Annotated in this window: 17 protein-coding genes, 2 tRNA genes and 1 pseudogene; 15 read left to right on the top strand and 5 right to left on the bottom strand. The window is 64.1% G+C overall.

Annotated elements, in window-relative coordinates:
• Window positions 1-113: 113 nt before the first annotated feature.
• Entirely contained in the window at window positions 114-1,193 is a 1,080-nt protein-coding gene (locus tag MUG95_RS06255; protein WP_247010212.1) for an aldo/keto reductase, read from the bottom strand.
• Between the two features lie 164 nt (window positions 1,194-1,357).
• Here MUG95_RS06255 and MUG95_RS06250 point away from each other — a divergent pair, with 164 nt between their 5' ends.
• From MUG95_RS06250 to MUG95_RS06225, 6 genes are all read left to right on the top strand, one after another.
• Entirely contained in the window at window positions 1,358-2,272 is a 915-nt protein-coding gene (locus MUG95_RS06250) for an acyltransferase (RefSeq protein ID WP_247010211.1), read from the top strand.
• 78 nt (window positions 2,273-2,350) lie between these two features.
• On the top strand, window positions 2,351-2,605 hold the full coding sequence (locus MUG95_RS06245; RefSeq protein ID WP_247010210.1) for a DUF7577 domain-containing protein: 255 nt from the start codon (window positions 2,351-2,353) through the stop codon (window positions 2,603-2,605).
• Window positions 2,606-2,641: 36 nt separating this feature from the next.
• Window positions 2,642-3,364 (top strand): Nmad3 family putative nucleotide modification protein, encoded by a 723-nt coding sequence (locus MUG95_RS06240; protein WP_247010209.1) that lies wholly within the window; start codon window positions 2,642-2,644, stop codon window positions 3,362-3,364.
• Window positions 3,365-3,522: 158 nt separating this feature from the next.
• Window positions 3,523-5,406: a PGF-CTERM sorting domain-containing protein gene (locus MUG95_RS06235; protein WP_247010208.1), complete on the top strand. Its 1,884-nt coding sequence runs from the start codon at window positions 3,523-3,525 to the stop codon at window positions 5,404-5,406.
• Between the two features lie 107 nt (window positions 5,407-5,513).
• Window positions 5,514-5,584, top strand: a tRNA-Gly gene (locus tag MUG95_RS06230).
• A 265-nt stretch (window positions 5,585-5,849) separates the two neighbouring features.
• On the top strand, window positions 5,850-6,698 hold the full coding sequence (locus MUG95_RS06225) for an NAD+ synthase (protein ID WP_247010207.1): 849 nt from the start codon (window positions 5,850-5,852) through the stop codon (window positions 6,696-6,698).
• Window positions 6,699-6,717: 19 nt separating this feature from the next.
• Here the strand turns inward: MUG95_RS06225 and MUG95_RS06220 are convergent, their stop codons facing one another.
• Together MUG95_RS06220 and MUG95_RS06215 are read right to left on the bottom strand one after the other, a co-directional pair.
• Window positions 6,718-7,380: a hypothetical protein gene (locus tag MUG95_RS06220; RefSeq protein WP_247010206.1), complete on the bottom strand. Its 663-nt coding sequence runs from the start codon at window positions 7,378-7,380 to the stop codon at window positions 6,718-6,720.
• Between the two features lie 71 nt (window positions 7,381-7,451).
• Window positions 7,452-8,138: an enoyl-CoA hydratase/isomerase family protein gene (locus MUG95_RS06215; RefSeq protein ID WP_247010205.1), complete on the bottom strand. Its 687-nt coding sequence runs from the start codon at window positions 8,136-8,138 to the stop codon at window positions 7,452-7,454.
• Between the two features lie 60 nt (window positions 8,139-8,198).
• On the opposite strand from MUG95_RS06215, the gene MUG95_RS06210 reads away from it, so the two are divergent.
• The 6 genes and pseudogenes from MUG95_RS06210 (at window position 8,199) to MUG95_RS06190 (ending at window position 19,297) form a co-directional block, all read left to right on the top strand.
• Window positions 8,199-8,918 (top strand): DUF7114 family protein, encoded by a 720-nt coding sequence (locus tag MUG95_RS06210; protein WP_247010204.1) that lies wholly within the window; start codon window positions 8,199-8,201, stop codon window positions 8,916-8,918.
• Window positions 8,919-8,950: 32 nt separating this feature from the next.
• Window positions 8,951-9,250, top strand: a complete 300-nt coding sequence (locus MUG95_RS17025; protein WP_372608194.1) for a tyrosine-type recombinase/integrase — start codon at window positions 8,951-8,953, stop codon at window positions 9,248-9,250.
• A 96-nt stretch (window positions 9,251-9,346) separates the two neighbouring features.
• Window positions 9,347-10,129 (top strand): annotated as a pseudogene (locus MUG95_RS06205) (DNA-methyltransferase); the annotation flags it as partial.
• Window positions 10,130-10,345: 216 nt separating this feature from the next.
• Window positions 10,346-10,417: transfer RNA gene (locus MUG95_RS06200), tRNA-Thr, on the top strand.
• Window positions 10,418-10,758: 341 nt separating this feature from the next.
• Window positions 10,759-16,581, top strand: coding sequence for a PAS domain S-box protein (locus MUG95_RS06195; RefSeq protein WP_247010203.1), 5,823 nt, complete (start codon window positions 10,759-10,761; stop codon window positions 16,579-16,581).
• Between the two features lies 1 nt (window position 16,582).
• Window positions 16,583-19,297 carry a helix-turn-helix domain-containing protein gene (locus tag MUG95_RS06190; RefSeq protein WP_247010202.1) on the top strand — a complete coding sequence of 905 codons (2,715 nt, stop codon included), beginning with the start codon at window positions 16,583-16,585 and terminating at the stop codon, window positions 19,295-19,297.
• 98 nt (window positions 19,298-19,395) lie between these two features.
• On the opposite strand, the gene MUG95_RS16855 is transcribed toward MUG95_RS06190, so the two are convergent.
• On the bottom strand, window positions 19,396-19,524 hold the full coding sequence (locus MUG95_RS16855; protein ID WP_256463870.1) for a hypothetical protein: 129 nt from the start codon (window positions 19,522-19,524) through the stop codon (window positions 19,396-19,398).
• Window positions 19,525-20,612: 1,088 nt separating this feature from the next.
• Here MUG95_RS16855 and aceA point away from each other — a divergent pair.
• Window positions 20,613-21,620 carry an isocitrate lyase gene (gene aceA / locus MUG95_RS06185; RefSeq protein WP_247010457.1) on the top strand — a complete coding sequence of 336 codons (1,008 nt, stop codon included), beginning with the start codon at window positions 20,613-20,615 and terminating at the stop codon, window positions 21,618-21,620.
• A 175-nt stretch (window positions 21,621-21,795) separates the two neighbouring features.
• Window positions 21,796-23,100, top strand: coding sequence for a malate synthase AceB (gene aceB, locus MUG95_RS06180; protein WP_247010456.1), 1,305 nt, complete (start codon window positions 21,796-21,798; stop codon window positions 23,098-23,100).
• Window positions 23,101-23,157: 57 nt separating this feature from the next.
• On the opposite strand, the gene MUG95_RS06175 is transcribed toward aceB, so the two are convergent.
• The gene (locus MUG95_RS06175; RefSeq protein ID WP_247010201.1) at window positions 23,158-23,550 is read right to left on the bottom strand and encodes a hypothetical protein; all 393 of its coding nucleotides are present in this window, start codon (window positions 23,548-23,550) and stop codon (window positions 23,158-23,160) included.
• A gap of 106 nt (window positions 23,551-23,656) precedes the next feature.
• Between MUG95_RS06175 and MUG95_RS06170 the strand changes: the two genes are divergently transcribed.
• Window positions 23,657-24,319: a potassium channel family protein gene (locus MUG95_RS06170; RefSeq protein WP_247010200.1), complete on the top strand. Its 663-nt coding sequence runs from the start codon at window positions 23,657-23,659 to the stop codon at window positions 24,317-24,319.
• Window positions 24,320-24,555 lie beyond the last annotated feature (236 nt).

Here is a 24,555-nt window from a genome sequence, read left to right as displayed (position 1 = left end):
GCGAGCGCGCCCGCAGGACGCGCTCGCGGGTAGTTTTGTACTAAATTTTGCGACCGAGTGGTTCCCGCAGGCCGGCGCGACGCGCCGGCCGAGGAAACCCGAGGGAGTAAAATTTAGTCGCCAGCCGCCTGCTTGTCGATTCCTTCGAGGTCCGACCCGCCGACGGAGGACCGCAGGGCGTCCATCCCGTCGTCGCGGTCGATGCCGAAGTTGTCCTCGTACAGTTCTTCGACGCGCTGGACCTCCTCCTCGGAGAGCGCGGGCGTGTCGGGCGCGCCGGCCCACTCGTCGATGTCGTCGGTGGTGCGGAAGGTCGGGGTGACGCTGGCGACTTCGTCGAAGCTCAGGAGCCACTGGATGGCCGCCTGTCCCATCGTCCGCTCCCCGCTCGCGCCCTCCGCGGAACTACGTTCCGCGCGTTCGAGGAACCGCAGGCTCTCGACTTTCTCCCAACCGGTCTCGTACCACTCCTGCGGGCGGTGAGCGCGGTGGTCGCCCTCGCCGAGTTCCGTCTCGGGCGTGACCTGTTCGTTCAACAGCCCCGAGGAGTGGGGGACACGCGGGAGGACGCTCGTGTCGGCGTCCATCTCACGGACGGTGTCGATGGCGTGGCGGCCGGGCACCTGCTCGAACACGTTGAAGACGAGTTGGAGGGCGTCGAACTCCTCGGCGACGGTCTGTTCGGCCTCTGCCAGCCACCCGATGGAGGGGCCGAGTGCCCAACCGACGGCCTCTATCTTGCCTTCCTCTCGGAGTTCGTCCAGCGTCTCCAGCACGTCGGGGGTCACCTCGTCGACGTTGGCGTTGTGGAGCATCAACACGTCCACGTAGTCCATGTCGAGTCGGTCGAGCGAGCGGTCGAGTGCCGTCCGAATCCACTCGGGGTCGACGCGCTTCGGGAGTTCGCCGTGGCCTGCCTGCGGGTTGTTGTAGAAGTCGTAGCCGACTTTCGTAGAGACGGTCACCTCGTCGCGGTACTCGGCGAGGGCGTCGCCGACGAGTTCCTCGCTGTCGCCGTGGCCATACACGTCGCCGGTGTCGAAGAACGTGATGCCTGCGTCGACGGCGTGCTGTACCATGTCGATTGCCTGCTCGCGGGAGCGGTCGCCCCACCAGTCCGTTCCGACGACCCACGCGCCGAAGCCGACTTCCGACACGTCGACGCCCGAGGTTCCGAGTTCGCGCTCGTTCATACCCCACAGTTGGGGCGTCGCTCACTTAGCCCGTGCGGTTCGGCGGTGTAGACTGGTCGTTCCCGTCCCCGAGCACCTGCCCGAACGTGCGCGGTTACCGCGAGGTAACGGACGCGAGAGTAACGACAACCCCTTTGTAACGCCGGGTGTGATGAGAGTGGTACATGACGAAGCGACACGTCTCGTTGCCGCCGCTCGCCGAGGAGGGATTACAGGCGTTCCTCGACGACGTCGACCGCCGCCTCAGCAGCGACGAGGACACCTGTCAGGTCGTCGAGGACGTGCTCGTCGACCTCCACGGCGACCGGGAGGCATACGAGCGGTGGCAGTCGGGCGCGGACGTTTCCCCCGCCGAACGCGTCCGTCTGCAGGGGTACGACCCCTGCAACGCCACGCTCGAGAGCGAGTACTACGCCGAAATCGAGACGATGCCCGAGGGTCAGTTCGAGCGTTCGAAGCACCTCCAGTGGCTCTGGCGGCAGTTCGACGCCACGCCGATGGCCGACAACATCGCCTTCGCGCTCCGGTTCCGGCAGATGCTCGCCGACCACCTCTTCGCCGAAGCCGGAGACGGCCTCCGCCTGTTCAAGAGCATCTCCTTCACCTACGGCCACAACATCGAGATGGGCGACAACGTGGTCGTCCACGACGACGTTCACCTCGACGACCGCGGCCACCTCACAATCGGCGACCGCGTCTCCATCTCCGACGACGCCCACGTCTACTCCCACGACCACGACGCCACCGACCAGACCCACGTCACGAACTACCACACAATCATCGAAGACGACGTGCGCGTCACCTACGATTCGATGGTCCGGGCGGGCGTTCGCATGGGCGAGAACTCCATCCTCGCGGCCAAATCCATCGCCGGGGCGGACGTTCCAGCCCACCACATCGCGGCCGGCCAACCAGCCGAATCCATCGCCGTCAAGGACGGGTGGGAATCCACGGCGGCCCCGTTGGAGGACGGAAACGTCGACCGCCGCGCAGAGCGCGTCGTCGAGTACGACCTCCCCGAGGACTTCGAGCAGTTCGACGAGTTCCACCGCGACCGTTCGTCACCCACCGAGCAGTAACTTCGCGTCTACCTCGGGTGGTCTCAATGTTAGTACACTGACCGAAAAGCCAAGTATCGTGACAACGTACCACATGGTATGGAGGTGTGGACGTGGATAGTCGCCTACATCGTCGGCTTCGCCCTCCTCCAGTTGCTGGTCTACCGGTACGTCCGGGACAGCGACCCCTCGGTCGAGGGGCCGGGCGTCGGTGACCAACGGGCCGTCGGCGTCGACCGGGAGGGCGTCCCGGCCGCCGACGAGACGGGCATCTACTGCCGCAACTGCGGCACGCACAACGAACGCGTCTCCACGTATCGCTACTGCAAGCAGTGTCTCACGCCGCTGGGGTAGCGAGTCGCTTTTGTCCAGCGCGCGTCCAGCACCGGTATGCGGAGCATCGCCATCAACGTCGCCGCCAACACCAACGAACCGGGCGTCCGCGGGCCGCTCTACCCCGACGGCTCCTTCGAGTACATCCCCATCCCCGAGTCCGAACCGACGAGCGGGGACGTTCCGACGTACGCCGACCTCTCCCTCGACACGGACCTGCCCGACGGCTACGCGGACACGCCGGTCCACCTCGACCCGGAGTTCCCCGAGTACCCTCACTGTGAGCGGTACACCTACGGCGACGAACACGGCGTGAAGGCCGGGCCACTCTCGGAGTTGGCGGCTGGCGACTACCTCCTTTTCTACGCCACGCTCTCGACGGGCACCGACCGCCCCGACTGGGCCGCCCCGGAGTGGGGGGCGTTCCTCGTCGGTCACTTCCGCCTCGCTCGCGACGCCCTCACCGGCGAGGCGTACCGGGACCTCCCCCCGGCGGACCGCGCGCCGTTCGCGAACAACGCTCACGTCAACCGCGAGCAGTTCGACGCCCGCGTCCTCGTGCTCGGCGACCCCGGCGGGTCGGCCCTGTACGACACCGCCGTCCCGCTGAGTACCCGAACCGCCGGGAGTGACCCGAACCGACTCGTCACCGGACTCTCGGCCGATTCGGGGAAGGGGCCGTGGTGGCGGCGCCCGCTCCGGTTCGACGCCGACGCGACCCGCGAGGTGTTGTCGGTCCGTGAGACGGGCGACTACGACTCCTGTTTCGACGGCACGTAGTCGACGCGACGCCGTCGGCCGCCTGCTTGTTTCGACGGGACAGTCCGCAGTATCAACAATTATTTACCCGCAATACTAGTCCGGAATGTGATGCGCATTCCGCCCGAACACGCCCGCTGTACAGTCAGTGAACGCCTCTCCCCCCGAACGACAGACGGATGAGTCGTAGCAATCCCCTCCTCGCCGTCGTCTGCGTTGCCCTCCTCACGACGAGTCTCTTCGTCGGGGTAGCAGGCGCGCAGTTGGACTCGGAACCGACGGACCCGCCCGAGACGGCCGACGACGCCTTCGTCCAAGACGACGGGAGTGTCGTCCTCGTCTACGAGAGTGAGGAAGAACTCGACGAGGACGCACGGACGGAGTACGGTGCCGAAGTGGGGTCGAACCTCCTGTACTTCCTCGCCATCGAACCGGTCGAGGACCCGGGTGCAACCGCAGCCACCGGTAACGCCACCGCGATGCTGACCGACTCGGAACTGACGGCGAACGGGACCTTCTCGGTTCCGACGCCGGAGTCCCTCGACACGCTGTCTGCCGACATCTCGGGGCAGTCGACGAGTGAGAACGCCCGGATGGACGCCACGCTCGCGACGACGTTCTCCCTCGGCGCGGCCGGACCCGCCGGACTGTCGGAGTCGGCGACTGTCGCCGGCAACGTGACGACGACAGCCTCCTCCTTCCAGACTGCCGGGTCCGTGACCGCACAGCTCCGGACCGGCTCCGAGCAATCGACGCGGATGTCGTACACGCTCTCGGAGTCCGACGGTGACTACACCCTCGAAGCCGAACGCGAGGAGACGCTCTCGTCGTTCCAGACCGGCGACTGGAACTCCCGCGAACAGGCCGTCGCGACGATAGAACGTCAGTTCGCCGACGCGGCCGCGGAGTTCGGCGGGTCGGCGGACGTGACCGTCTCGGCCTACGACTTCGAGGAGCAATCCGACGGCTCCGCACGCCTCGACATCGCGTACACCGTCCAGTACGAGAACATCAAAGAGGGGCTGTCCGACACCATCGCAAGCGACCTCTCGGAGAGCGAAACCGTCGACATGAGCCAGTCGGAAATCGATAGCGTCGCCGAGCGCGTCCAACAACTCTCGCTCGACGGGGCGTCGTTCGAGATGGAGAGCACCGACGGTAAAATAACCGCGAGCTACAACCTCGGCCTCCGGAACTACGACGAGGCCGCACTCGCCGCGCTCGACGTGGCCACCGCCACCGAAGGCGGGGGGGCCAGCGAGGAGCAAATCGAACAGCTGCGCGCGCAGTTCGAGGCACAGGACGCCTCGGACCTCTCCCAGCGGTTCGAGTGGTCCATCGAGTACGACCAACCCGACGCACAGACGGGGGCGGTCGACGCCGAACTCCGGTACCGGACCGAGAACTACGACGCCTACGTGCAGGAACTCGAATCACGCGGCATCTCCACGTCCGAGACGACGTACGACTTCACCGCCGAAACCGACGACGGCGTCATCGACGCCGAGGGGACCATGTCGGTAGAAGGAGAGAGCCTCGTCGACGAGACGGTCGGCCAGTTGCTCAACGCCTCGCAGGCGAACCCGTCCACCGACGAGGAGACCGTCGAGTTCCTCGAAGGCCTGCAGCGGGCCAACTTCACTCGCGCCCGGACTGACGTCACGCTCGACGACGAGAACGTGACCGTCGAAGCCGGCGCGCAGTTCCAGAACCTGAGCGCGCTCGGCGGGGCCATCGCCGCGACCGGTGACTTCCCCGACTCGGTCGAGAGTGTCGTCGGCCGCACCGAGGACGACACTCTCCACAGTTACGTCAGAGTACGGAACGCCGTCGACAGCGACGCCAGCGAGGACGACGTGCGTAACCTCGCCGGTGTCGACGACGAGACGGACATCCACATGCCGGGCGACTACGACCGCGAGTTCCCCGAGATGGACACGCAACGCGCCGCCGACTACCTCGGCGTCGAGGCGGAGACGGGCGGCTCCGGTCCCGGCTTCGGTGTCGCCGCCGCCGTCCTCGCGCTGTTGTCAATCGCGCTGCTCGCGCGACGGCGCGACTGACCGAAACGCTACGTTGAAGTACGACGGCGGGGAACAACCGGCTGACGCGCCGGTGTCCCGCCGCGCGGGGCACGTGCCGAAGTCTCACCGAGCAGCGTGGGACGCGAGCGCCGGTGGTCTAGTGGTAGGACATGAGCTTCCCAAGCTCATAGCCCGGGTTCAATTCCCGGCCGGCGCAGTGAGGAGCGAAGCGACGAACGAGCAGGCCAAGGATTGAACCCCGGAAGTCGTAGCGGCCGAGCGGGGCGAGGCCGCCCATCTTCATCCGGTTCGATTCCCGACCGGCGCGGTCCCTGTTGTCACCCGACACCCACCGGTCACCGCTTTGTGTTCGGTGAGCGACCGGCACACGTTCTGGACGCGTGTTCACTCCCGAGCGGCAACGACCTCGAACCGTTCACGCGATGAGAGGGTATTAGTCCGTTCCGTCCCTCTGTTCGTGTATGTCACAGGCGATAGCGCGCGCGGACCGACCGCTCGATTTGACCCTCTCGGAGGCAGAGTTGACGGCCCACCGCGAGCACATCACGGAGTTCATTCGCGACCAAGTGGACGCGGCGGGTGTCGAGACGGCGATTCTCGGGCTCTCGGGGGGCATCGACAGCACGACGACGGCCTATCTCGCCGTGGAGGCACTGGGGGCCGAGAACGTCCACGGGCTCGTGATGCCCAGCGAGGCCAACCGCGAGGAGAACATGAGCGATGCCGAACACGTCGCGGAGACGCTCGGCATGTCCTACGACGTCGTCGAAATCGAACCCATCGTGGACGCGTTCCTCGACGCGGTGCCGGGCATCGACTCCGACTCCGACACCGAGACCGACGCGCTTCGGATGGCCGTCGGGAACGTCCGGGTCCGGGCTCGGGGGGTCCTCAACTACTTCTACGCGAACCGCGAGGACGCCATCGTGTTGGGGACGGGGAACCGCGCCGAGGCTCTGGTGGGGTACTTCACGAAGTACGGCGACCAGGCCGTCGACTGCAACCCCATCGCGAACCTCTACAAGGGGCAGGTCCGGCAGCTGGCGAAACACCTCGGCGTGGCCGACGACCTCGCGGAGAAGACCGCCAGCGCGGAGATGTGGTCGGGCCAGACCGACGAGACTGAACTCGGGATGGACTACGACACGCTGGACTCGATTCTGGCACTCCACATCGACGGCCGGCTCTCGAAGTCGGTCACGGCGGAGACGCTCGGCGTCGACCCGGCGACCGTCGATAGGGTCCGGGAACTCTACGAGGGAAGCGCGCACAAACGGCGGATGCCGCCCGGGCCGACGCCGCTCTACTGAGGACGGGGCGACCGCCCCGTCACTGCGTGGTCACTTCGATGCGGATGTAGTCGCCCTGTCCGGCGTCGGCGGTCGACTCCGTGCCGTCGAGGACGTACGTCTGCGGGTCGACCGGTTCGCCGTTCACCGTGACGGTGACCGAGGTGTTCGGGTCGCTGTCCCGGTAGACCGTTCCGTCGTAGGCGACGGCTGTCTCGTTGACCCGGATGCCGAGCGTCGACATCGCGTATTCGAGCGTGACGCCTCGGGCGTGGACGTGCCAGATGTCGCCGTTCCCGCCCTCGAAGTGGAAGGCGGGGTACTCCCGCGGGTTCTGGAACTCGCCGCGGCTGAAGTCGAGTGCCTGGCCGTCGATAGTCACGTCGATTGGGCCGTGTTCGTGGACCGTTCCGACGCCGGTCGGCGTCTGCTGGATGTCCCCGGCGAGATTGTCGGCCGCGGCACTGCCGTTGCCCCCGCCGAGGAAGAAGGCGACGTACACCGTAATCGCGAGGGTGAACAGGACGAGGCCGACGAGAATGACCGGCCCCGTCGGGAACCCACCCCCACTGTCCTCGATTTCCGACGCGACGCGACGGCGGTCGATACGACTCAACTCCGACTCCTCGTGGGCGTCGTGTAAGTGTTGAAGATACGACTGTTCGTCCCCGAACGACTCCCCACAGTAGTTACAGTCCGGCATTGTCCCCTGACTCGACTTGGTAGGACAGTCGGTGATTCAACCTTTTCGGTTCTCGCGACAGGTCGCTCGACTCACGACCCCACGATGTCGGCGTGTGCGAGCAAGTCCGCGAACGCCTCTGCCTCCCGTCGCTCTTGGGTCTGGGCGTCGGCGTCGTCGCGCAGTCGCGCCGCCAGCACGCTCAGTGCCCGCTCGTCGTTGGCCGCGATAGACTGTGCGACCGTCCGCGGGTCGTCGACGATTCGGGAGACGAGTCCCGTTCGGAGCGCGTCTTCGGCGTCGAGGGTTCGCCCGGAGAGTGCGATGTCCATCGCCTCGCCCTCGCCGACGATGCGCGGGAGACGGACGGTGCCGCCCCACGCGCCGAACAGGCCGAGCGCGACGCCGTTCTCGGCGAACGTGGCGCGGTCGGTTGCGACTCGCAGGTCACAGGCCAAGGCGAGTTCGACGCCACCGCCCCGCGCCGCCCCGTCGACGCCGGCGACGACGACGCTGTCCGCCGTCTCGATGTTCCGGGCGACGCGCTGGCCCTGTCGGACGAACGGCTCTGCGTCCTCGGGGTCGATGTCGGCGACCACGTCGAGGTCGGCCCCGGCACAGAACGCCGGACCGGCACCGCGAAGCAGGACGACGGGCGCGTCGGCGTCGGCGACGGCCGTTTCGAGGGCGTCGAGGCCGTCGAGCGTGAGCGCGTTCCGCCGGTCGGGTCGGTCGAGCGTGACGACGAGAACATCCCCGTCGCGGGCAGTGGTAATCACGGGTGGGCGTGGTCTGTCGTTTCCAAAGGTCTTTGCCTTTCCCGCCGCTATTACGTGTCAATGGAGGAAGCCGCTGCGGTCCGGCAAGCGGCGCTGGAAGCCGTCGACGATGTCGACCCTGCCCGCCTCTTCGAGCGCGTCGAGCAACGCCTCGAAGGTGGGTCGATGGCGCCCGGCGCGCTGACGCTACTCAGTGCGCGTGCGGTCGACGAGCGAGTCGGCCTGGACGGGGTGTCCGAGCGCGCCGCGGCCGTCCAACTCATTTACGAGGGGCTCCGGCTGACACGGACACTCGCACACGAAGAACCGTGGAACGGGGGACCCGAAGCGTGGCCACCGGGAGAGACTGCGACGACGAACGGCGAGACGGCCGGGAAGTCCGCTTCGGCGGCGGCCGCCGACGTGGACGTCCTCGTCGCCGACATCCTCGTGGCACGCGGGTTCTACCTGCTGGCCCGAACGGAGGCCGCCGAGGCCGCCGTCGCCGTCGTCCGGTCGTTCGGTGGCGACCAGACCGTCCGCCGGGAGACCGACGACCCGTCGCTCGACGGGAATCTCGAAGCCGACGTGTTCGAGTTGGCCGTCGTCGCGGGGACGACTGCCGCCGGCGGGAGCGCGCCCGCCCGTCTGCGGGAGTTCGCTACCGGTCTGGCCGTCGGCACCGCCGACCTGCCGGCCGCCGAAACCGCGCTCGCGGAGGCGACGGTTGAGCGACTGGCCGGGTTGGTTGGGACGGACCCGACGCCGCCCGGCGGTGCGCGTACCTCCGCCGACCACTGAATCGTTTTGACCTCTGATTCGATGGAACTGCGATCTACGAGAAGTACCAAGACCGCGACGAGCTGTGGCTCACGAAGAAGGGCACGCGATACAGCTCGAAGTCGTGTAACTATCTCCTGCGCCGACTCATCGAGGAGGGGAACGTCTCAATCCCGAAGAACAAGGACGTGACGTGGTACTCGATTCGGCACGGCGTGGCGACTCATTGGGCGAATCACGTCGGGCCACACTATGCCAAGGAGCAACTTCGCCACAAGAGCGTGACGACGACGATGAAGTATCTACATTCAGACTCGGAAACGCGGTCGTCGGCGGTAGAACAAATCTGGTAGGCTGATTAGCAGTCTTTCACATTTTTCGTCAGAGATTGGTCGAAATAGCGGGTGTCGGTAGAGTAATGGGGATTACACTAATCATCCTCGCATATGTCTCGAATTATCAACGCTTTCGAAGACCTCGGATTCGAGCCTCTACCTGAACTTCTGTGGCGCAAACCCGTCAATTCGGGAGCCAAGTTTATGGGTTCAGGTATGCTCCCGCCCAACGCCTACGTAACGCTTGAACACGAGTATATCCTCGTCTTCCGTAACGGGAAGGATAGTCGAACCTTCGAGCCGGGGTCGGAACGACGCTACAATTCGGCGTACTTTTGCGAAGAAAGGAACCAGTGGTTTTCCGACGTTTGGATGGAGATTAAAGGGGTGCTTCAAGCTCTTGGACAAAGCGAATTAAGAGAGCGTTCTGCGGCGTACCCATTTGAGATTCCGTATCGACTCATCAATATGTATTCTGTCTATGGAGATACTGTGCTTGACCCGTTCTGGGGAACAGGGACGACCTCGTTCGCCGCGATGGTCGCGGGGCGAAACTCCGTCGGATATGAACTGGATGAGGAATTCGTGCAGTTGTTCAAGCAACGAGTCGAAGATATTCCAGAATACTCGCGTGAAGTCGTCAAACAACGGTTAGACGACCACAAAGAGTTCGTTGAGGAGCGTCTGCCCGAGGGGAAGGAGTTTAAATATCAGGCTGATAACTACGACTTCCCCGTCACGACGAAGCAAGAGAAACCGATTCAGTTCTACTCTGTCTCGGATATTCGAGAAACCGAGGAGGGGTACGAGGTGTCACATAACCCCGTAGAGGATACGGATGTCCAGATTGAAGAAAACAAACAGGGTGGCGAAGTAGCTTCACTTTCGGATTTCTAACCGAGCTTCGTCGCTCTCAGTATTGCCTGATGGACAACTAAATCTACGCTTCGATTGGGGTTCGCTTCATCGAGGAGGCGAGTTTCGGAAGGGTTTCAATTACTGCTTTGGCACGTCACGGTACGGCACAGTCGGTGGCTTTCACCACATTCTTATACGGCTGTGTAGTAAATTCGAGCGCAGAAGGCGGAAAAGCGGGGTGTACGCACCCTGAGTGCCTGGGTAGCTTAGCGGTAAAGCGCGTCCTTGGTAAGGACGAGACCCCGGATTCAAATTCCGGCCTAGGCTCTCCGCGCAAACCATAATCTCGTACAAACACGTGAGCGTGTGGGCCGCCACCGCGGCCCGAATCTGTGACACATTACTCGTTGTCAGTAGTCTCGGGTAGTCGTTCGAAGCGGTGGAAATGTATCAAGCGTACTGAAAAAGATACGGCTCTGGCCGCCGATAAGGAAGTTTCAGAAGTGAGATTAGGGGCGGAGTTCGCCCGCTCCGGGGAAGGTATACGTAAAAAACCCGGTTTGAAAGCACTCGAAGCTGGATTCAAGCCACTCAGCGGCCGGGCCACTGGAATCAATAATAAAAACTGGTGACGGGGGATTTATTACTACATGATCATATAGTATTGCATGGTAAACACTCACCCCTCTTCTGCAAGTTCTGCCTCGCTGCTCTTTCTGTCGGCCGAGATCGGCCAGGCCGAGACGGTGTCGGCCGCCGTCACTCGTGCAGTCGAGTTGGCCGAGACAGCGTTCGACCAACCCGCCGTGAGCGTCTGTGACTACGACTCGAATACGGACACGGTGTCCACCCTCGCCTCGTCGGGCCGGAGTTCGGACAATCCGGTTACTGCGCCGGACCGAATACCGGAGTCGGTCATCCAGCAGTCCGGCGAACGCGGGGGCGAACTCTCGGCCGACGCGACGCCCGAAGCGACAGTCGACACCGACCCTCCGGGAAGCACTGAGGCAGAAGTCTTCGTTCCCGCCGGCTGCAACCGAACGTTACACCTCGGTGTCACGGACCCGGCAGAGCTAGACGACGAAGGGGTAACCGTCACCGAAGCCATCGCAGCACACCTCGAAACGGCACTAGCTCGTATCGACGGGCACCAGTCGGTAGACCACGCCGCCCGGGCGTTGTTCGAGGAGGCGGACGACGCCGCGTTCCTCAGCGACGACGACGGAGTCATCGTCGCGGTCAGTCCCGCGGCCCGTGAGATGACCGGGTACGACCGCGAAACGCTACTGGGGAGAAACGTAGCCGATATCGCTCACGAACCGGCAACCGGGGCTGTTCGAGAGTATCTCGACACCAGCGTCGCCGGGACGCCGGACCCACTCAGAACGACCCTCGAACGTGCAGACGAGAGTGACGTGACGGTCGAACTCACGAGTACAACGGTGGAAGTCGACGGGTCGAGCTACGTCCGCACGACAGTGCAGGAGCTATCCCGCACCACACAGACGGACCCACGACAAACCGCGGCGGAGCCAAAGCTTGACGCAGGTTTACTCCGTCGACTGAACGAACTCACCGTGGCTGCCGAGGCGTTCGACGAAACAATCGAGCGACTGCTGTCACTGGGGTGTGACCATCTCGGCCTCGATACGGGAATCCTCTCACACGTAGACGAGGACGACTACGAGGTCGAGGCCGTCGTCGACGCGACCGGGACACACCGGGCCGGTGCCGTGTACGAACTCCAAGAGACGATGTGTCACGCGACGCTCGCCAACGAGACGACCGAGACGCTCGCGTTCGCCGATGCCGCGGATACCGACTACGAGAGTCACCCGGCGGCGGAGAACGTCCGTGCATACATCGGAGTGCCCGTCGTCGTCGACGGCAGGACGTACGGAACGGTGAACTTCTCGATGGCGAAACCGCGACCGGAGCCGTTCAGTCCGGGGGAACGAGAGTTCGCCAAACTCGTCGCACAGTGGGTCGGTACAGAAATCGAACGCCGCCACCGGTTCGAGGAACTGGAGCGATACGAAGCGATTCTCGAGGCCGTCGACGACCCGGTGTACGCGCTCGATACCGAAGGCAGGTTCACTTTCGTCAACGACGCGGCGAAACGCGAGTTCGGGTACGACAGCGAGATAATCGGGAAGCGACCGTCGGCCACGATGGACGATTCGGACGTCGAACGAATCCGCAACCAGATAGCGGACCTGCTCGCCACAGACGACCGGTCGACGACTGCGGAGTTCACCCTCGAAACGGTCGACGGTAGCCGGCTGGTCGTCGAGAACCAGCTTGCACTGATCGATAACGACGAGTTCCGTGGGACGGCCGGGGTACTCCGGGACATTACCGCCCGGAACGAGCGGCGACAACAGTTGGAGTCGTTCCAGCAGGCCATCGAATCGGCGAGGGACGGCGTCGCGGTGCTCGAGGACGGGGAGTACGTTTTCATCGACCAGTCCCACGTGGACATGTACGGTTTCGAGGACAAACAACAACTGCTCGGACACTCGTGGCGCGAACTGTACGACGAGGACGAGGTCGAACGGCTTCAAGCGGAGGCGTTCCCGACGCTCGAGGCGGACGGCTACTGGCGTGGGATGGTGACGGGGAGCCGACCCGACGGGTCGACGTTTCCCGCCGAACTCTCCCTGACGATGGTCGAGGACGGGCGACTCGTCTGTACCGTCCGCGACGAAACCGAACGCCAGACCCGGGAACGTGAACTCGAACTCAAAGAACAGGCCATGAACGAGGCTACCGTCGGCATCCAGATTACCGACCCGACACGGGCCGACAATCCACTGGTCTACGTCAACGACGGCTTCGAGCGCGTGACCGGCTACACCAGCGAGGAGGTACTCGGCCGCAACCCGCGGTTCCTCCAAGGACCGAACACAGACCCAGCGAAGGAAGCGCGGCTCCGCGAGGCCGTCGACGCCGAAGAGCCGGTGTCACTCGAACTCCGTAACTACCGGAAAGACGGAACGGAGTACTGGACGCGGCTCTCGCTCACGCCGGTCACCGATGAGGAGGGGACCGTTCAGAACTTCGTCGGCATCAGTCAGGACGTCACCGAACGCCGAGAGCGAAGCCAGTGGCTACAACAGTTCCTGAGCCACGGACCGCTACTGTTCGTCCAAACACGGGAAGTCGACGGAGAGGCGGTCGTAGCGTCGTGCAACGAGCAGTTCCGGACCCGACTCGGATACGACCGCGGAGAGATAGTGGGAGAACCGCTCGAACACTTCTACACCGCCCTGTCCACGTCCAAACTCACCGGCGGCGGGTACGAGGACGCACTCACGGGCGAGTTCGAGGTGGCCGAGCGACGGCTCCTGGGCGCGAACGGCGAACAGGTGGATACGCTTCTGCGTGCGGTCCCGCGACGAGACGAGACGACCGGAACGAACGCCCTTTTCGTGGACATCTCGGAGCGCAAGCAGCGCGAACGACAGAACAAGGCGAGAATCGACCTCATAGAGCGTGTCTACGAGGTCACGACCGACCCCGAGACGGCGTTCGAGGAAAAGATTTCGATGCTTCTGGACGCCGTCAGTGACCATCTCGACCTCCCCTACGGCTTCTTGACGCGTATCGAGACGGACGCCGAACCGGCGGCCGGCACACAGACCATCGTCGACAGCTTCGGGTCACACGACCGCCTCCAGCCGGACGAATCGGTCCCGCTCTCACAGTCGTACTGCCGAGAGACGATAGAGCGAGACGAGCCCATGGCACTCATACACGCCACCGAGGACGGTTGGGCGGACGACCCAGCCTACGAGACGTTCGAGCTAGAGACGTACCTCGGGGCTGATGTCGCCGCCAGTGGCGACCTGTACGGGACACTGTGCTTCGCCGCGACCGAACCCCGTGCGGACCCCTTCGACGAGTTCGAGCGGTCGTTCATCAGTCTGGTCGGACAGTGGATCGGCTACGAGATGGACCGACGAGAGACCCACGACGACCTGCGAGAACAGCGCCAACGACTCGAACTGACGCTCTCGGGGACGAACACCGGCCTCGCAGAGTGGGACGTGGAGACGGACACAGTAACGTGGAACGAGACACTCGTCGACATCGTCGGCCGGGATGTCGAATCCGTCGAGGGATTCGTAGAGACGGTCCACCCGGACGACCGGGCCCGGGTCCGGGAGAACTTAGAGCGGATAACCGAGACCGGCGAGTCGTGGGTCGATGAGTTCCGGACGACCGACGGCGACGGCACCGTTCGCTGGCTCGGGACGCGAGCCGTCCCGACGTACGACGACGAGGGGAACTTGACTCGGGTCCTCGCCACCGGGATGGATATCACCGACCGGAAGAACGCGGAACGACAGCGCGAGCGAAACGAACGACGCTACCGGCGCCTCGCAGAGAACATCCCGAACGGTGCCGTTCTCACGTTCGACACGGACCTCGAATACGACTTGGCCGCAGGCGAACTCCTGTCGGCGTTCGACCGCGACGCGTCGGACATTTCCGGGATGGCTGTGGGGACGGTCTTCCCCGATGTCGACGCCCGAGACGAGCTCGTGGCACGCTCCCGAGCAGCCCTCGATGGCGAGCGCACGGACCGCCGGGTCCAACTCGACGACCGGACAGTCCGGATTCAGATCGTTCCGGTCGACTACAGTGACGGCCAGTCGACCGAGACCCACGGATTGCTGCTGGCACAGGACGTGACAGAGGAGGTACGACGCGAGCGGGAACTGAGAGCCGAGCGCGAGCGGTTCCGTCTGCTGACAGAAAGTGTCGACGAGTACGTGTTTCTCGCCATCGGCGAGGACGGGACCATCCAGACGTGGGACGACAGTGCCGAGAACACGTTCGGTTACGACGCCGAGGCGGCCGTCGGGATGGCGATGGCCGAACTGTACCCCGACAGTGACCGGGAGTCGGGACTGCCGGAACGGTTGCTCCAGCAGGCGCGTATCGCCGGCGAGAGTGCCCACGAGGGGCAGTGCGCTCGTGTGGACGGGACGACGTTCTACGGTGACACTCAGTTCGCGCCGCTCGAAGCCGACGACGGCGAGTTCCGTGGGTACGCGATGATTGTCCGCGACATGACAGACCGACGCCGACAGCGACGCCGAACCGAGCGGTTCGTCGAGGAGTCCGACGACGTAGTGACCATCCTCGAAGCGGACGGCACTGTCGCGTACGCCAGTGGCTCGGCCGAACGGGTCTTTGACTACGACCCCGACGACCTCGTCGGCGAGAACCTCTTCGACTACCTCCACCCGGACGGGCGAGAACACGCACTGAAGATGTTCTACGACTGTGTCGATGGCGCGAAAGACGTCACTGCCGAATGCCGTCTCGCGTCCCCGGACGGCGGGTGGTTCAACGTCGAAGGCCACTATCGAAACATGCTCGACGACGAGGCTATCGACGGGATACTCGTCTACCTCCGGAACGTGACCGAACGCACGGAGCGCGCCCGGCGGTTCGAGAGCATCTTCAACCAGACGTTCCAGTTCACGGGCCTCTTGAAACCGGATGGCACACTCGCCGAAGCTAACGACGCGACCCTCGAGTTCGCAGGCGTCGAACGCGACAGTATCATTGGGAAGCCGCTCCCGGAGGCTCCGTGGTGGGGACACTCCGAGACGGCCAGAAACGGCGTCCGAGACGCCATCGCCCGGGCTGCGAACGGCGAGTTCGTCCGGTACGAGACAGAGGCACGCGGTGCCAACGGCCTCGCGACGATAGACTTCTCGATAAAACCCGTGACCGACGAGGACGGCACCGTCTCCCTCCTCGTCACAGAGGGTCGTGACGTCACCGCGCGACAGCAGTACAGACAGCATCTAGAGGTCATGCAGCGGGTACTACGGCACAATATGCGAAACGACCTGACCAAGATTCGCGGCTGGACACAGCTCATGTCCGAGACGGCGGACGCGGACGCCCGGGCCGAGCAGTTCGAGACGATAGAGACGGTGCTCGACAAGTGGGACGCGATGAGCAACAAGATATCGGAAATACGGCAGGTACTCGGGAAACAGGAGAAACAGCAGGCGACGACGGGGTACGAATCACTGCTACTGGACGTGGAACACTCGGTCAAAGACACGTACCCCGATGCGACGGTTGTGACCGACGTGCCGGATGGCGAGTCGGCCCAAGTTCCGGTAGAGACCTTCGAGGCGGTCCGTGAGCTGGTCGAGAACGGGATAGATGCGTCGAACCACTCGACAGTTGAGATCGAACTCGCCGCGCCGGAGGGTGGGTGGGTCGAGCTCAGCGTGAGCGACGACGGTCCGGGGATGCCGGAGATGGAAGCCGAGGTACTCGAGAAGGGTGAAGAGACGTCACTCCGGCACGGACAGGGGTTGGGCCTGTGGATGGCCCGGACAATCGTGAGACAGGCCGGCGGCGACGTATCGGTCGACACCGGACCGGACGGGACCGAGGTGTGCGTGCGTCTGCCGACCGAAACGGCACGCTCGGATAAGGGGGTACCGGGACGGTAGTATGGGTGCAACGCAGCTGGATTCGCCTTCGATACTCGTCGTCGAGGACGACCGGAACCTGGCCGACCTGTACGCAGAGTGGCTCGAAGAATCGTACGTGGTCGAAATAGCGTACGACGGGAGCCAAGCCCTCGAACGACTGGACGAGACGGTCGACGTCGTGTTGCTAGACCGGATGATGCCCGGACTCTCCGGGAGTGAGGTCCTCGAGGCGGTCAGGGACGCGTCGGTCGACCCACGGGTGGTGATGGTTTCTGCGGTTACGCCCGGCCTCGACATCGTCCAGATGGGGTTCGACGCGTACTTGGAGAAGCCGGTCGACGCCGACGTGTTACACGAGACGGTCGACCGGATGTTGACCCGCGCAGACTACGACGAGAAGGTTCAGGAACTGTTCTCACTGATCGAGCGACAGGACACACTCGAAGCGGTCAAGAGTACGACGGAACTCGAAACGAGCGAGGAGTACCACTCGCTCACCGCTCGGCTCGAAGCCAAACAGACGGCTGTCGAGGAACTGCTGACTGGCCTCCCGGACGATGATTTCCGCGTTGCGGTCGAGCGTCTGCAGCGGACGGCGGCTGAACGGGCCAGCGAGCGACGATACGAATCACTCACAGCGGACGTACTCGACAGTGCGAAGGAGGCGACAGTCGTTATCGACGCCGACGGGTCGGTCGTGTTCGCGAACACGGCGACGGAGACGTTACTCGGACTCGACCGGGCGGACGCTCGTGGACGCGAGTACGCGGCAGTCGCGGCGGAACAGTTCGGTAGTATCGAAGCCGAGGACGCGTCGCTCGTGTCGCTGATACGAGAGGGACTTGCGAATCGGCGGAGCGAAATCGACGCAACCGTCCACGTTCCCGAAGACGGAACACGGGCCGAGCGGTGGCTCGAATACTGGAGCGCGCCAGTCGAGACTGGACTGTACGCTGGCGGACGGATCGAACACTACCACGACGTGACGGGCCGGTACAGACGCGAACAGTACCTCCAAGTGCTCCACCACGCGACGCGAGAGCTACTGACCGCCGAGACGGACGAGGCTGTCACGACACACGCAGTCACGACCGCGACAGACGAACTGGACTTGCCGTACGCGGCAGTGTTTGTCAGGGACACGGGTACCGGCGACCTCGTACCGATGGCAAGCGAGACGACAGCTCCCGACACAGACCCGGACCTCCCGACACGCTCCGGCGGTTCGGGCCCAGTCTGGACGGCGTTCGCCGACCGGACGGGACGCTTGACGGCCGACAGCTACCGAGGGGACGGCACGTCTGAGGAGTGGCTCGACGAGGCGTTCGACGACTGGTTGATTTGCCCGCTCGGCCACCGAGGCGTGTTCCTCGCGGCGACGACAGACGGGGAACCACTCCCGGCCACCAAGCAGAGCCTCGCACAGACGTGGGCCGCGAGTACGCGACAGGCACTCGAGCAGGTGGCCCGCACTCGACACCTCAAAGACCGCGACCGACAACTGGAACGGCAGAACGAGCGGCTGTTGCGGCTCGACCGGATCAACCGGCTCATCCGCTCCCTCAACGTGGCCGTGACGAGCGCGGACACCCGCGGGGAAATCGAAACGGCAGTCTGCCGCCGTCTGCTTCGTACCGGCCCAGTAACAGGTGCGTGGGTCGCAAGCGTCGACGTACCGAGTACTCGGACCGTCTGTCGGGCCTCCGCCGGCAGCCTCGACGAGTACCTATCACGAATAAAACAATCGAGTTCGGAGACCGAAAGCTCTCGACGCGTCGAAACGACGCCGACGCTTCCGGCGAGAGAAGCGTACGATGCGCGGTCGACCGTGTCCGTGACAGACCTCGTGACAGTCGATTCCGGCGTGTGGTGGCGCGACCGAGCGCTCGAACAGGGGACCAACACTATCGTGGCAGTTCCGGTCGTTCAGGACGGCACAATCTTCGGTGCGATAGAGGTACACCTCGACCGTCCGGGTGGGCTCTCCGACGATGCAGTCGACGCACTCGCGGAACTCGGCGTGACTATCGGGCACGCTATCGGTGCGATTCGACAGCGGAACGCACTCCTGTCGGGCGGTGCGACGACCCTCACCTTCCGCATCGATGCAGACTCACCGTTGTCTCGCCTGACGACGGACATCGACGCCCCGCTCAGGGTGACGGATGTCTCACGCTGGGGCGACGGCACGTGTGCAGTTTTCACGCGGGTCGAACTCGATGCCAGCCACGACCGCGACCGAATAACGCGACAAGTCAAGAACAGACCGAGTGTATCTACGCTCCGTGACGATACGGACGGACTGACGTGTGTCGTAACACTGGAGACAGCGTCGCCGCTCCGGCAGATGGTCAGACACGGCGGGACACTCGAGCAGGTAACGGCCCGGTCCGACTCGGAGAGTTTCACCGCGACTGTGCGGTTACCCTCTGACACCGTGGTCCGGGAGTACGCCGACGCTGTCACGGATGCCCTCGGCGACATCGAACTGGTGGGCAAGTACGACGACGCTAGCGACCAGCAACCGAATCAGCGGGCCGTCGGAACTACCGACGCACGACTGACCGACCGGCAGCGTGAAACTCTCCAGATGGCGTTTCACGCGGGCTACTTCGACCAGCCGCGAAGCACGGACGCGGACAGCGTCGCCGCCGAACTCGGAATCGCACAGTCGACGTTCAGCCAGCACTTACGCGCCGCGGAACGCAAACTCCTCGAAGGACTGTTCTTGTAGGCACCGATACGGTCCCGTCCGGCAGTTGGCATATCATCCCCGGTACGGCTCTCCGTCGGCGTGTAGCACCACCCCCACTCGTCGAAACTATGCGTCTTCTAGGTAGGGCCTACCTGCCGGATGGCCACCGGTGTCGGGACACCGTTGTACATCGGCACGCGCTTCTGCTCGACGATGTACACACCAATGAGCGTCTTGATGGAACGAGTGCTAATTGTAGTACGCATGCGCAACTACGTCCACTGGAGACAAAGTGCGAACCCGGAGAACGGAGCGATGAGCTCGGAGCGGGAAGTGATAACGCGCCAGTTTACCGCGGGTCTCTCCGGCAGGGACAGCGGGAATCCGACCCGGACGGGTACGTGGAGTCACACCGTATGAGACGTGTCTCGGCGTTGCACCACGTCGCTCTCTGGTTGTACGTTCTCGTCGTCCTCCTGTCTTCGTTTTTGTTACTCGCTGGACTATTCTGACTACAGTGATGGATACGGGACGACCGCTCGGATAGTACCGAGCGCGGTCCGCTGCCGGGACGAACCCATCGATGGGTTTCGACAACTCGGATAGCGACTGGGTCACTGATACCTCGGCAGCCGGATGGCTACACGTCGGCACCGTCACCCTCGCACGCGAGTACCTGCTCAAAGCACATCTGTTCGCTCCGGACCACCGCTCCTGTCGGTGGACGAACCGATACGAACACAAACTATTTATCCATGCCAACGTTAGCCGAGCGTAGGCACCGTTATGGTGCCACCCCCTTTCCCCCACCCCCCACCCCACCTCTTTGCTTTCTTCCCTGCCAGCGGTTGCACCGTCCGGTCGTTACTGGTCGCCTGCTCCGTCCCACGCCGGTCGCTCCGTGCTAGACAACCTCTCTCCCTTATACTCGTAAGCCCGCTCTAGAGTCCGCAAGCGCATTAATGAGTATTAACATTATAAACCATAACATTTTTCTGCTGATGTATGGTGGTGGCGAATGCGTACGAACAGAAACCGCGGCCTACGGACGGACTCAGATGCTACACGGTACCACACGAGGTGGCGGACGTGCCACCGTTGGACGACGAGGCTTCCGGTCGGATACCGGGTCGAAAGCGACCGCCTCGGCGTCCGTCCGGTTCCGGTTGGGCATCCGGGGTCCATCGACGTGGCGGCGGAACGTGGAACGCCCGCGTGAGACGTTACCACGCGTTGGCGCGGCCGTTTCGACAGAGATAAACCGCCCCTTGAGCAGAATCTATACGCATTAACCATGGGACACGACTCAGACGGGGAAGACCCTGTTGCGAGCAACGTTCGGAGTACAGACACGATGATTCGCGATGTCGACAACAAGAAAGCGCGCGAACTGCGCGAGATGCTGAACACGCAGGACTTCGTGTTCGCACCCGGTCTCTACCACGCGCTCGACGCCCGTCTCGCCGAGATGGCGGGTCTCGACGCCGCGTACATGTCGGGGTACTCGACGGTGCTGGGCCAGTTCGGCTTCCCGGACCTCGAGATGGTCACGATGACCGAGATGGTCGAGAACGCAAAGCGCATCGTCGAAGCGACCGAACTGCCGGTCATCGCCGACTGTGACACCGGCTACGGTGGCGTCCACAACGTCCGCCGTGCCGTCCGCGAGTACGAGAAGGCTGGCGTCGCCGCGGTCCACATCGAGGACCAGACGTCGCCCAAGCGCTGTGGTCACATCGCCGGCAAGAAGATCGTCTCCCGCGAGGAGGCAGAGGCCCGCTTCAGCGCGGCCGTCGACGCCAAGCAGGACGAGGACACCGTCATCATCGCCCGGACCGACGCCTACGGCTCGGCCAACGGCGACTGGGAGGAACACCTCGAACGCGGCCGCATCTACGCGGACGCCGGCGTCGACCTGGTCTGGCCCGAGATGCCCGACCCGTCCCGCGAGGACGCCGTCAACTACGCCGAGACGCTTCACGAGACCCACCCCGAAATCGACCTCGCGTTCAACTACTCCAGTTCCTTCGCGTGGTCCGAGGAAGAGGACCCGCTCACGTTCCAGGAACTCGGCGACCTGGGCTACAAGTACCAGTTCATCACGCTGTACGCCCTGCACTCGGGTGCCCACGCCGTCTACGAGGACATGAAGAACATCGCGGAGAACGACGAGCAGGCGCAGTGGGACCTCGAAGACCGCTACCTGGGTCACGAGACCGAGAGCCACCACGAGCTCTCGTTCGTCCCGCGGTTCCAAGAGATCGAAGCCGAATTCGACCCCGAGGCCCAGCAGCGCCAGGAAGAGTCGGCCGGCTTCTCCGAGGAAGGCGAGACGGTCATCAAGTCGGACAACGACGACTGATCGGCCCACCGCAGTCGGCGTCTTCCGACGCCGGACCGCGTCTCTGAGTTCGATTTTTCTTTCGTGTCGCCGCCGAGCCGTGGCTGTGTAAACGCGGCCGACGCTGTCTGTCGACTCGATTCTACCACCTTTAATAATCGTGGAGTAATCCGTACGAGTGACTACAATGACTGCAATCGACGAGCGTCTCCACGACCGAAAGTTCGTGCGGACGTTCTTCACGACGCCGACAGCCGTCAGCGAGAAGGACGACACCGCGGAGATGCTGCGGAAGTCCATCGAACTCCGCGGCATGGAAGCACCGGACGTGTGGGTGCCGGACAACGAGGACGCGACGGCACCGAACATGCGCGACGAGGGTGCCGAAAACATCGCCGAAGTCGTCGCCGAAAGCGGTGACGAGTTCCCCGGCGAGATTCACCCCCGCGTCGTCTGGCACCGCGACAGCCCCGAGACCCGCTACAAGGGCTTCCAGCACATGCTCGAAATCGCGGACCCGGAGAACGGAGCCGTCGAGAACATCGACGGGTTCGTCATCCCCGAGGTCGGTGACATCGACGACTGGAAGAAGGCCGACGAGTTCATCACCATCGTCGAGAACGAACACGGCCTCGAAGAGGGCAGTCTCGCCATGTCCGTCATCATCGAATCCGGGTCCGCCGAACTGGCCATGGGCAAACTCCGCGAGGAGATGGGCAAGGCCGACAACAACCTCGAACGCCTGTTCCTGCTGGTCGACGGCGAGGTCGACTACACGAAGGACATGCGCGCCATCACGCCGACCGGCGGCCTCCCCGAGTGGAAGGAACTGCGCCACAATACCTCGCGCGCCGCGAGCGCGGCCGGCTGTATCGCCGTTGACGGCCCGTACGACGACATCCGCGACGTCGAGGGCTACCACGACCGCATCACGGCCAACAACGCGATGGGGATGCTCGGCATCTGGTCGCTGACGCCGGGTCAGGTCGTCGAAGCCAACAAGAGTCCGCTCCCGCCGGAAGCGGGTTACTGGCTCATCGACGCCGACGGCCGCGAGGTCGAACTCGACAGCCAGGACGGCGTCGAAGTCTACAGCGGCGACCGCATCGAACTCGAAGCGGAGGACGGCGGCTACGAACTCGAAGTCGGCAGCGACGAAATATTCGTCGAGTCCGAGGAGGACCTCGCCGACGAACTGCTGGACTTGGTCGACTACGTCCCGAGCATGGACGACATCGTCGACTCCATGGAGGAGTTCGAGGCGGCCAAGGAGGCCGGGCAGGGTGCCATCGCGATGACCCGCGCGGCAACCATCGAAATCGACGGCGTGCAGGTCGAGGTCAGTAGCGACCGTATGTGGGACGAAGCAACCTATCAGGCCCTCATGACGCCCGTCGCGCTGTTCCAGGACGTGTACGAGAACCGTCCCGACCAGCACGACGACCTCGCTGACCTCTACGGTGAGGACGTCGTCGACCGCGCGATGGACGTCGGCAACTAACCGTCTGACACCAGTCTCTCGTTTCTTTTCGACGCTCGTCGTGAGTCACGACGCCGCTCAGACGAGACCGCTCAGGTCCGCCGCAGGCCCACCGTTTCCGAACGGCGTCTCCGTGACGTGGACCGGGGCCGGGCCGTCACGCTCCGTGACGAGGGCAACGGCCCCATCCCGGTCGGTCGCGCCAGCGTCGACGACACCCCACGGCGGCCAAAACGCCACGTAGACGAACTGCCCCCGACTCCCGTCCCAGCGGACGTACAGGTCCGCTTGGTCCTCGCTCCCGACCAGACAGACGGCCCCATCGGTGACCCGCAACACCTCGACGTAGTCACGGGGGCCGATGTCGTCCGGCGTCGTCTGCGTGTCGTCGACCGCTGCCCAGACGAGACGACACGGGCGGCTGTCAGAGTGCTGGAACAGGGCGTCGCGGACTGAATCGCGGTCCGACATCAGCATGGGGGTAGTGAGCACGACGCATAAGAATCGCGGTCCCGGCCCGTCTGGCCGGTTCGTGGGGTGGGACAGCGTTTTTATCCTTGGTGACATACCACACGGTATGCGATTCGTCATCATCGGCTTCGGTCGGGTTGGAATGCGCACGGCCCAGACGCTCCGGTCCGAGGGCCACACTGTTGTCGTCGTCGAGAACGACCCGGACAAGGTCGAGCGGGCCGAAGCAGACGGCTTCGACGTCGTCGAGGGTGACGGTGCCGAGGAGAGCGTGCTGGAACAGACGGCTCTCGACACCGCGGACGCCATCGCCGCACTGACGGGTGACCTGAACACGAACTTCGCGGCCTGTATGGTCGGCAGTCAGCACGGGTGCCGGACCGTCCTCCGCATCGACGAGGACTACCGCGAGGAAATATACGAGAAGTACGCCGAGGACGTCGACGAGATAATCTACCCGGAACGGCTGGGGGCGGCCGGCGCGAAGACGGCACTGCTCGGCGGCGACTTCAACGTCCTCGCGGAGATTACGGAACACCTCACTGCCGCGACAGTCCACGTCCCCCCGGACTCTCCACTCGTCGGGACCCGAGTGGTCGAGGTCCAACTGCCCGGAGACGCCCGTATCTACGCGCACGGCCGCGAGAACGAAGCGATGACCATCCCGCTCCCCCGAACTGTCATCGAGGCCGACGACAGCGTCGCGCTCATCGCCCCACCCGAGGCACTCGAAGACGTGCGCGCCCAGTTCCGCGGCGAAGCGGCCTGAAAGTGAGGCCCGAGGGGTTGGGGGTCTAACGGAAAGCCGGGCGCGCAGGGAGGATGGGAGACTGAGGCCGTCTAGTGCGCGCCCTATCGGAAGCGACGGGAGGTGGGGACTTAAAATCGCGTCAGACACCTGTCATCGATTCACCACGCCCGCCGAGCGTCGGCGTAACACTAGCGCGTTACCGCTCGTCCGTGAAGGAACAGTTTCCGGTTTCTAGCAACCCTCATGTTCTCGGA

Source organism: Halorientalis litorea (assembly GCF_023028225.1).
Taxonomy (GTDB): Archaea; Halobacteriota; Halobacteria; order Halobacteriales; family Haloarculaceae; genus Halorientalis; species Halorientalis litorea.
Note: the sequence above shows the minus strand (reverse complement) of the source record. Positions and strands in the feature narration are given on the sequence as shown.

Excerpts from the sequence above, each read along its gene's own strand:
- MUG95_RS06235 (WP_247010208.1), top strand. The coding sequence starts at position 3,523 with ATGAGTCGTAGCAATCCCCTCCTCGCCGTCGTCTGCGTTGCCCTCCTC.
- MUG95_RS06220 (WP_247010206.1), bottom strand. The coding sequence starts at position 7,380 with ATGCCGGACTGTAACTACTGTGGGGAGTCGTTCGGGGACGAACAGTCG.
- MUG95_RS06195 (WP_247010203.1), top strand. The coding sequence starts at position 10,759 with ATGGTAAACACTCACCCCTCTTCTGCAAGTTCTGCCTCGCTGCTCTTT.
- MUG95_RS06175 (WP_247010201.1), bottom strand. The coding sequence starts at position 23,550 with ATGTCGGACCGCGATTCAGTCCGCGACGCCCTGTTCCAGCACTCTGAC.
- aceA (WP_247010457.1), top strand. The coding sequence starts at position 20,613 with ATGATTCGCGATGTCGACAACAAGAAAGCGCGCGAACTGCGCGAGATG.
- MUG95_RS16855 (WP_256463870.1), bottom strand. The coding sequence starts at position 19,524 with ATGCGTACTACAATTAGCACTCGTTCCATCAAGACGCTCATTGGTGTG.
- MUG95_RS06255 (WP_247010212.1), bottom strand. The coding sequence starts at position 1,193 with ATGAACGAGCGCGAACTCGGAACCTCGGGCGTCGACGTGTCGGAAGTC.
- MUG95_RS06240 (WP_247010209.1), top strand. The coding sequence starts at position 2,642 with ATGCGGAGCATCGCCATCAACGTCGCCGCCAACACCAACGAACCGGGC.
- MUG95_RS06245 (WP_247010210.1), top strand. The coding sequence starts at position 2,351 with ATGGAGGTGTGGACGTGGATAGTCGCCTACATCGTCGGCTTCGCCCTC.
- MUG95_RS06190 (WP_247010202.1), top strand. The coding sequence starts at position 16,583 with ATGGGTGCAACGCAGCTGGATTCGCCTTCGATACTCGTCGTCGAGGAC.
- MUG95_RS06250 (WP_247010211.1), top strand. The coding sequence starts at position 1,358 with ATGACGAAGCGACACGTCTCGTTGCCGCCGCTCGCCGAGGAGGGATTA.
- MUG95_RS06225 (WP_247010207.1), top strand. The coding sequence starts at position 5,850 with ATGTCACAGGCGATAGCGCGCGCGGACCGACCGCTCGATTTGACCCTC.
- MUG95_RS06210 (WP_247010204.1), top strand. The coding sequence starts at position 8,199 with ATGGAGGAAGCCGCTGCGGTCCGGCAAGCGGCGCTGGAAGCCGTCGAC.
- MUG95_RS06170 (WP_247010200.1), top strand. The coding sequence starts at position 23,657 with ATGCGATTCGTCATCATCGGCTTCGGTCGGGTTGGAATGCGCACGGCC.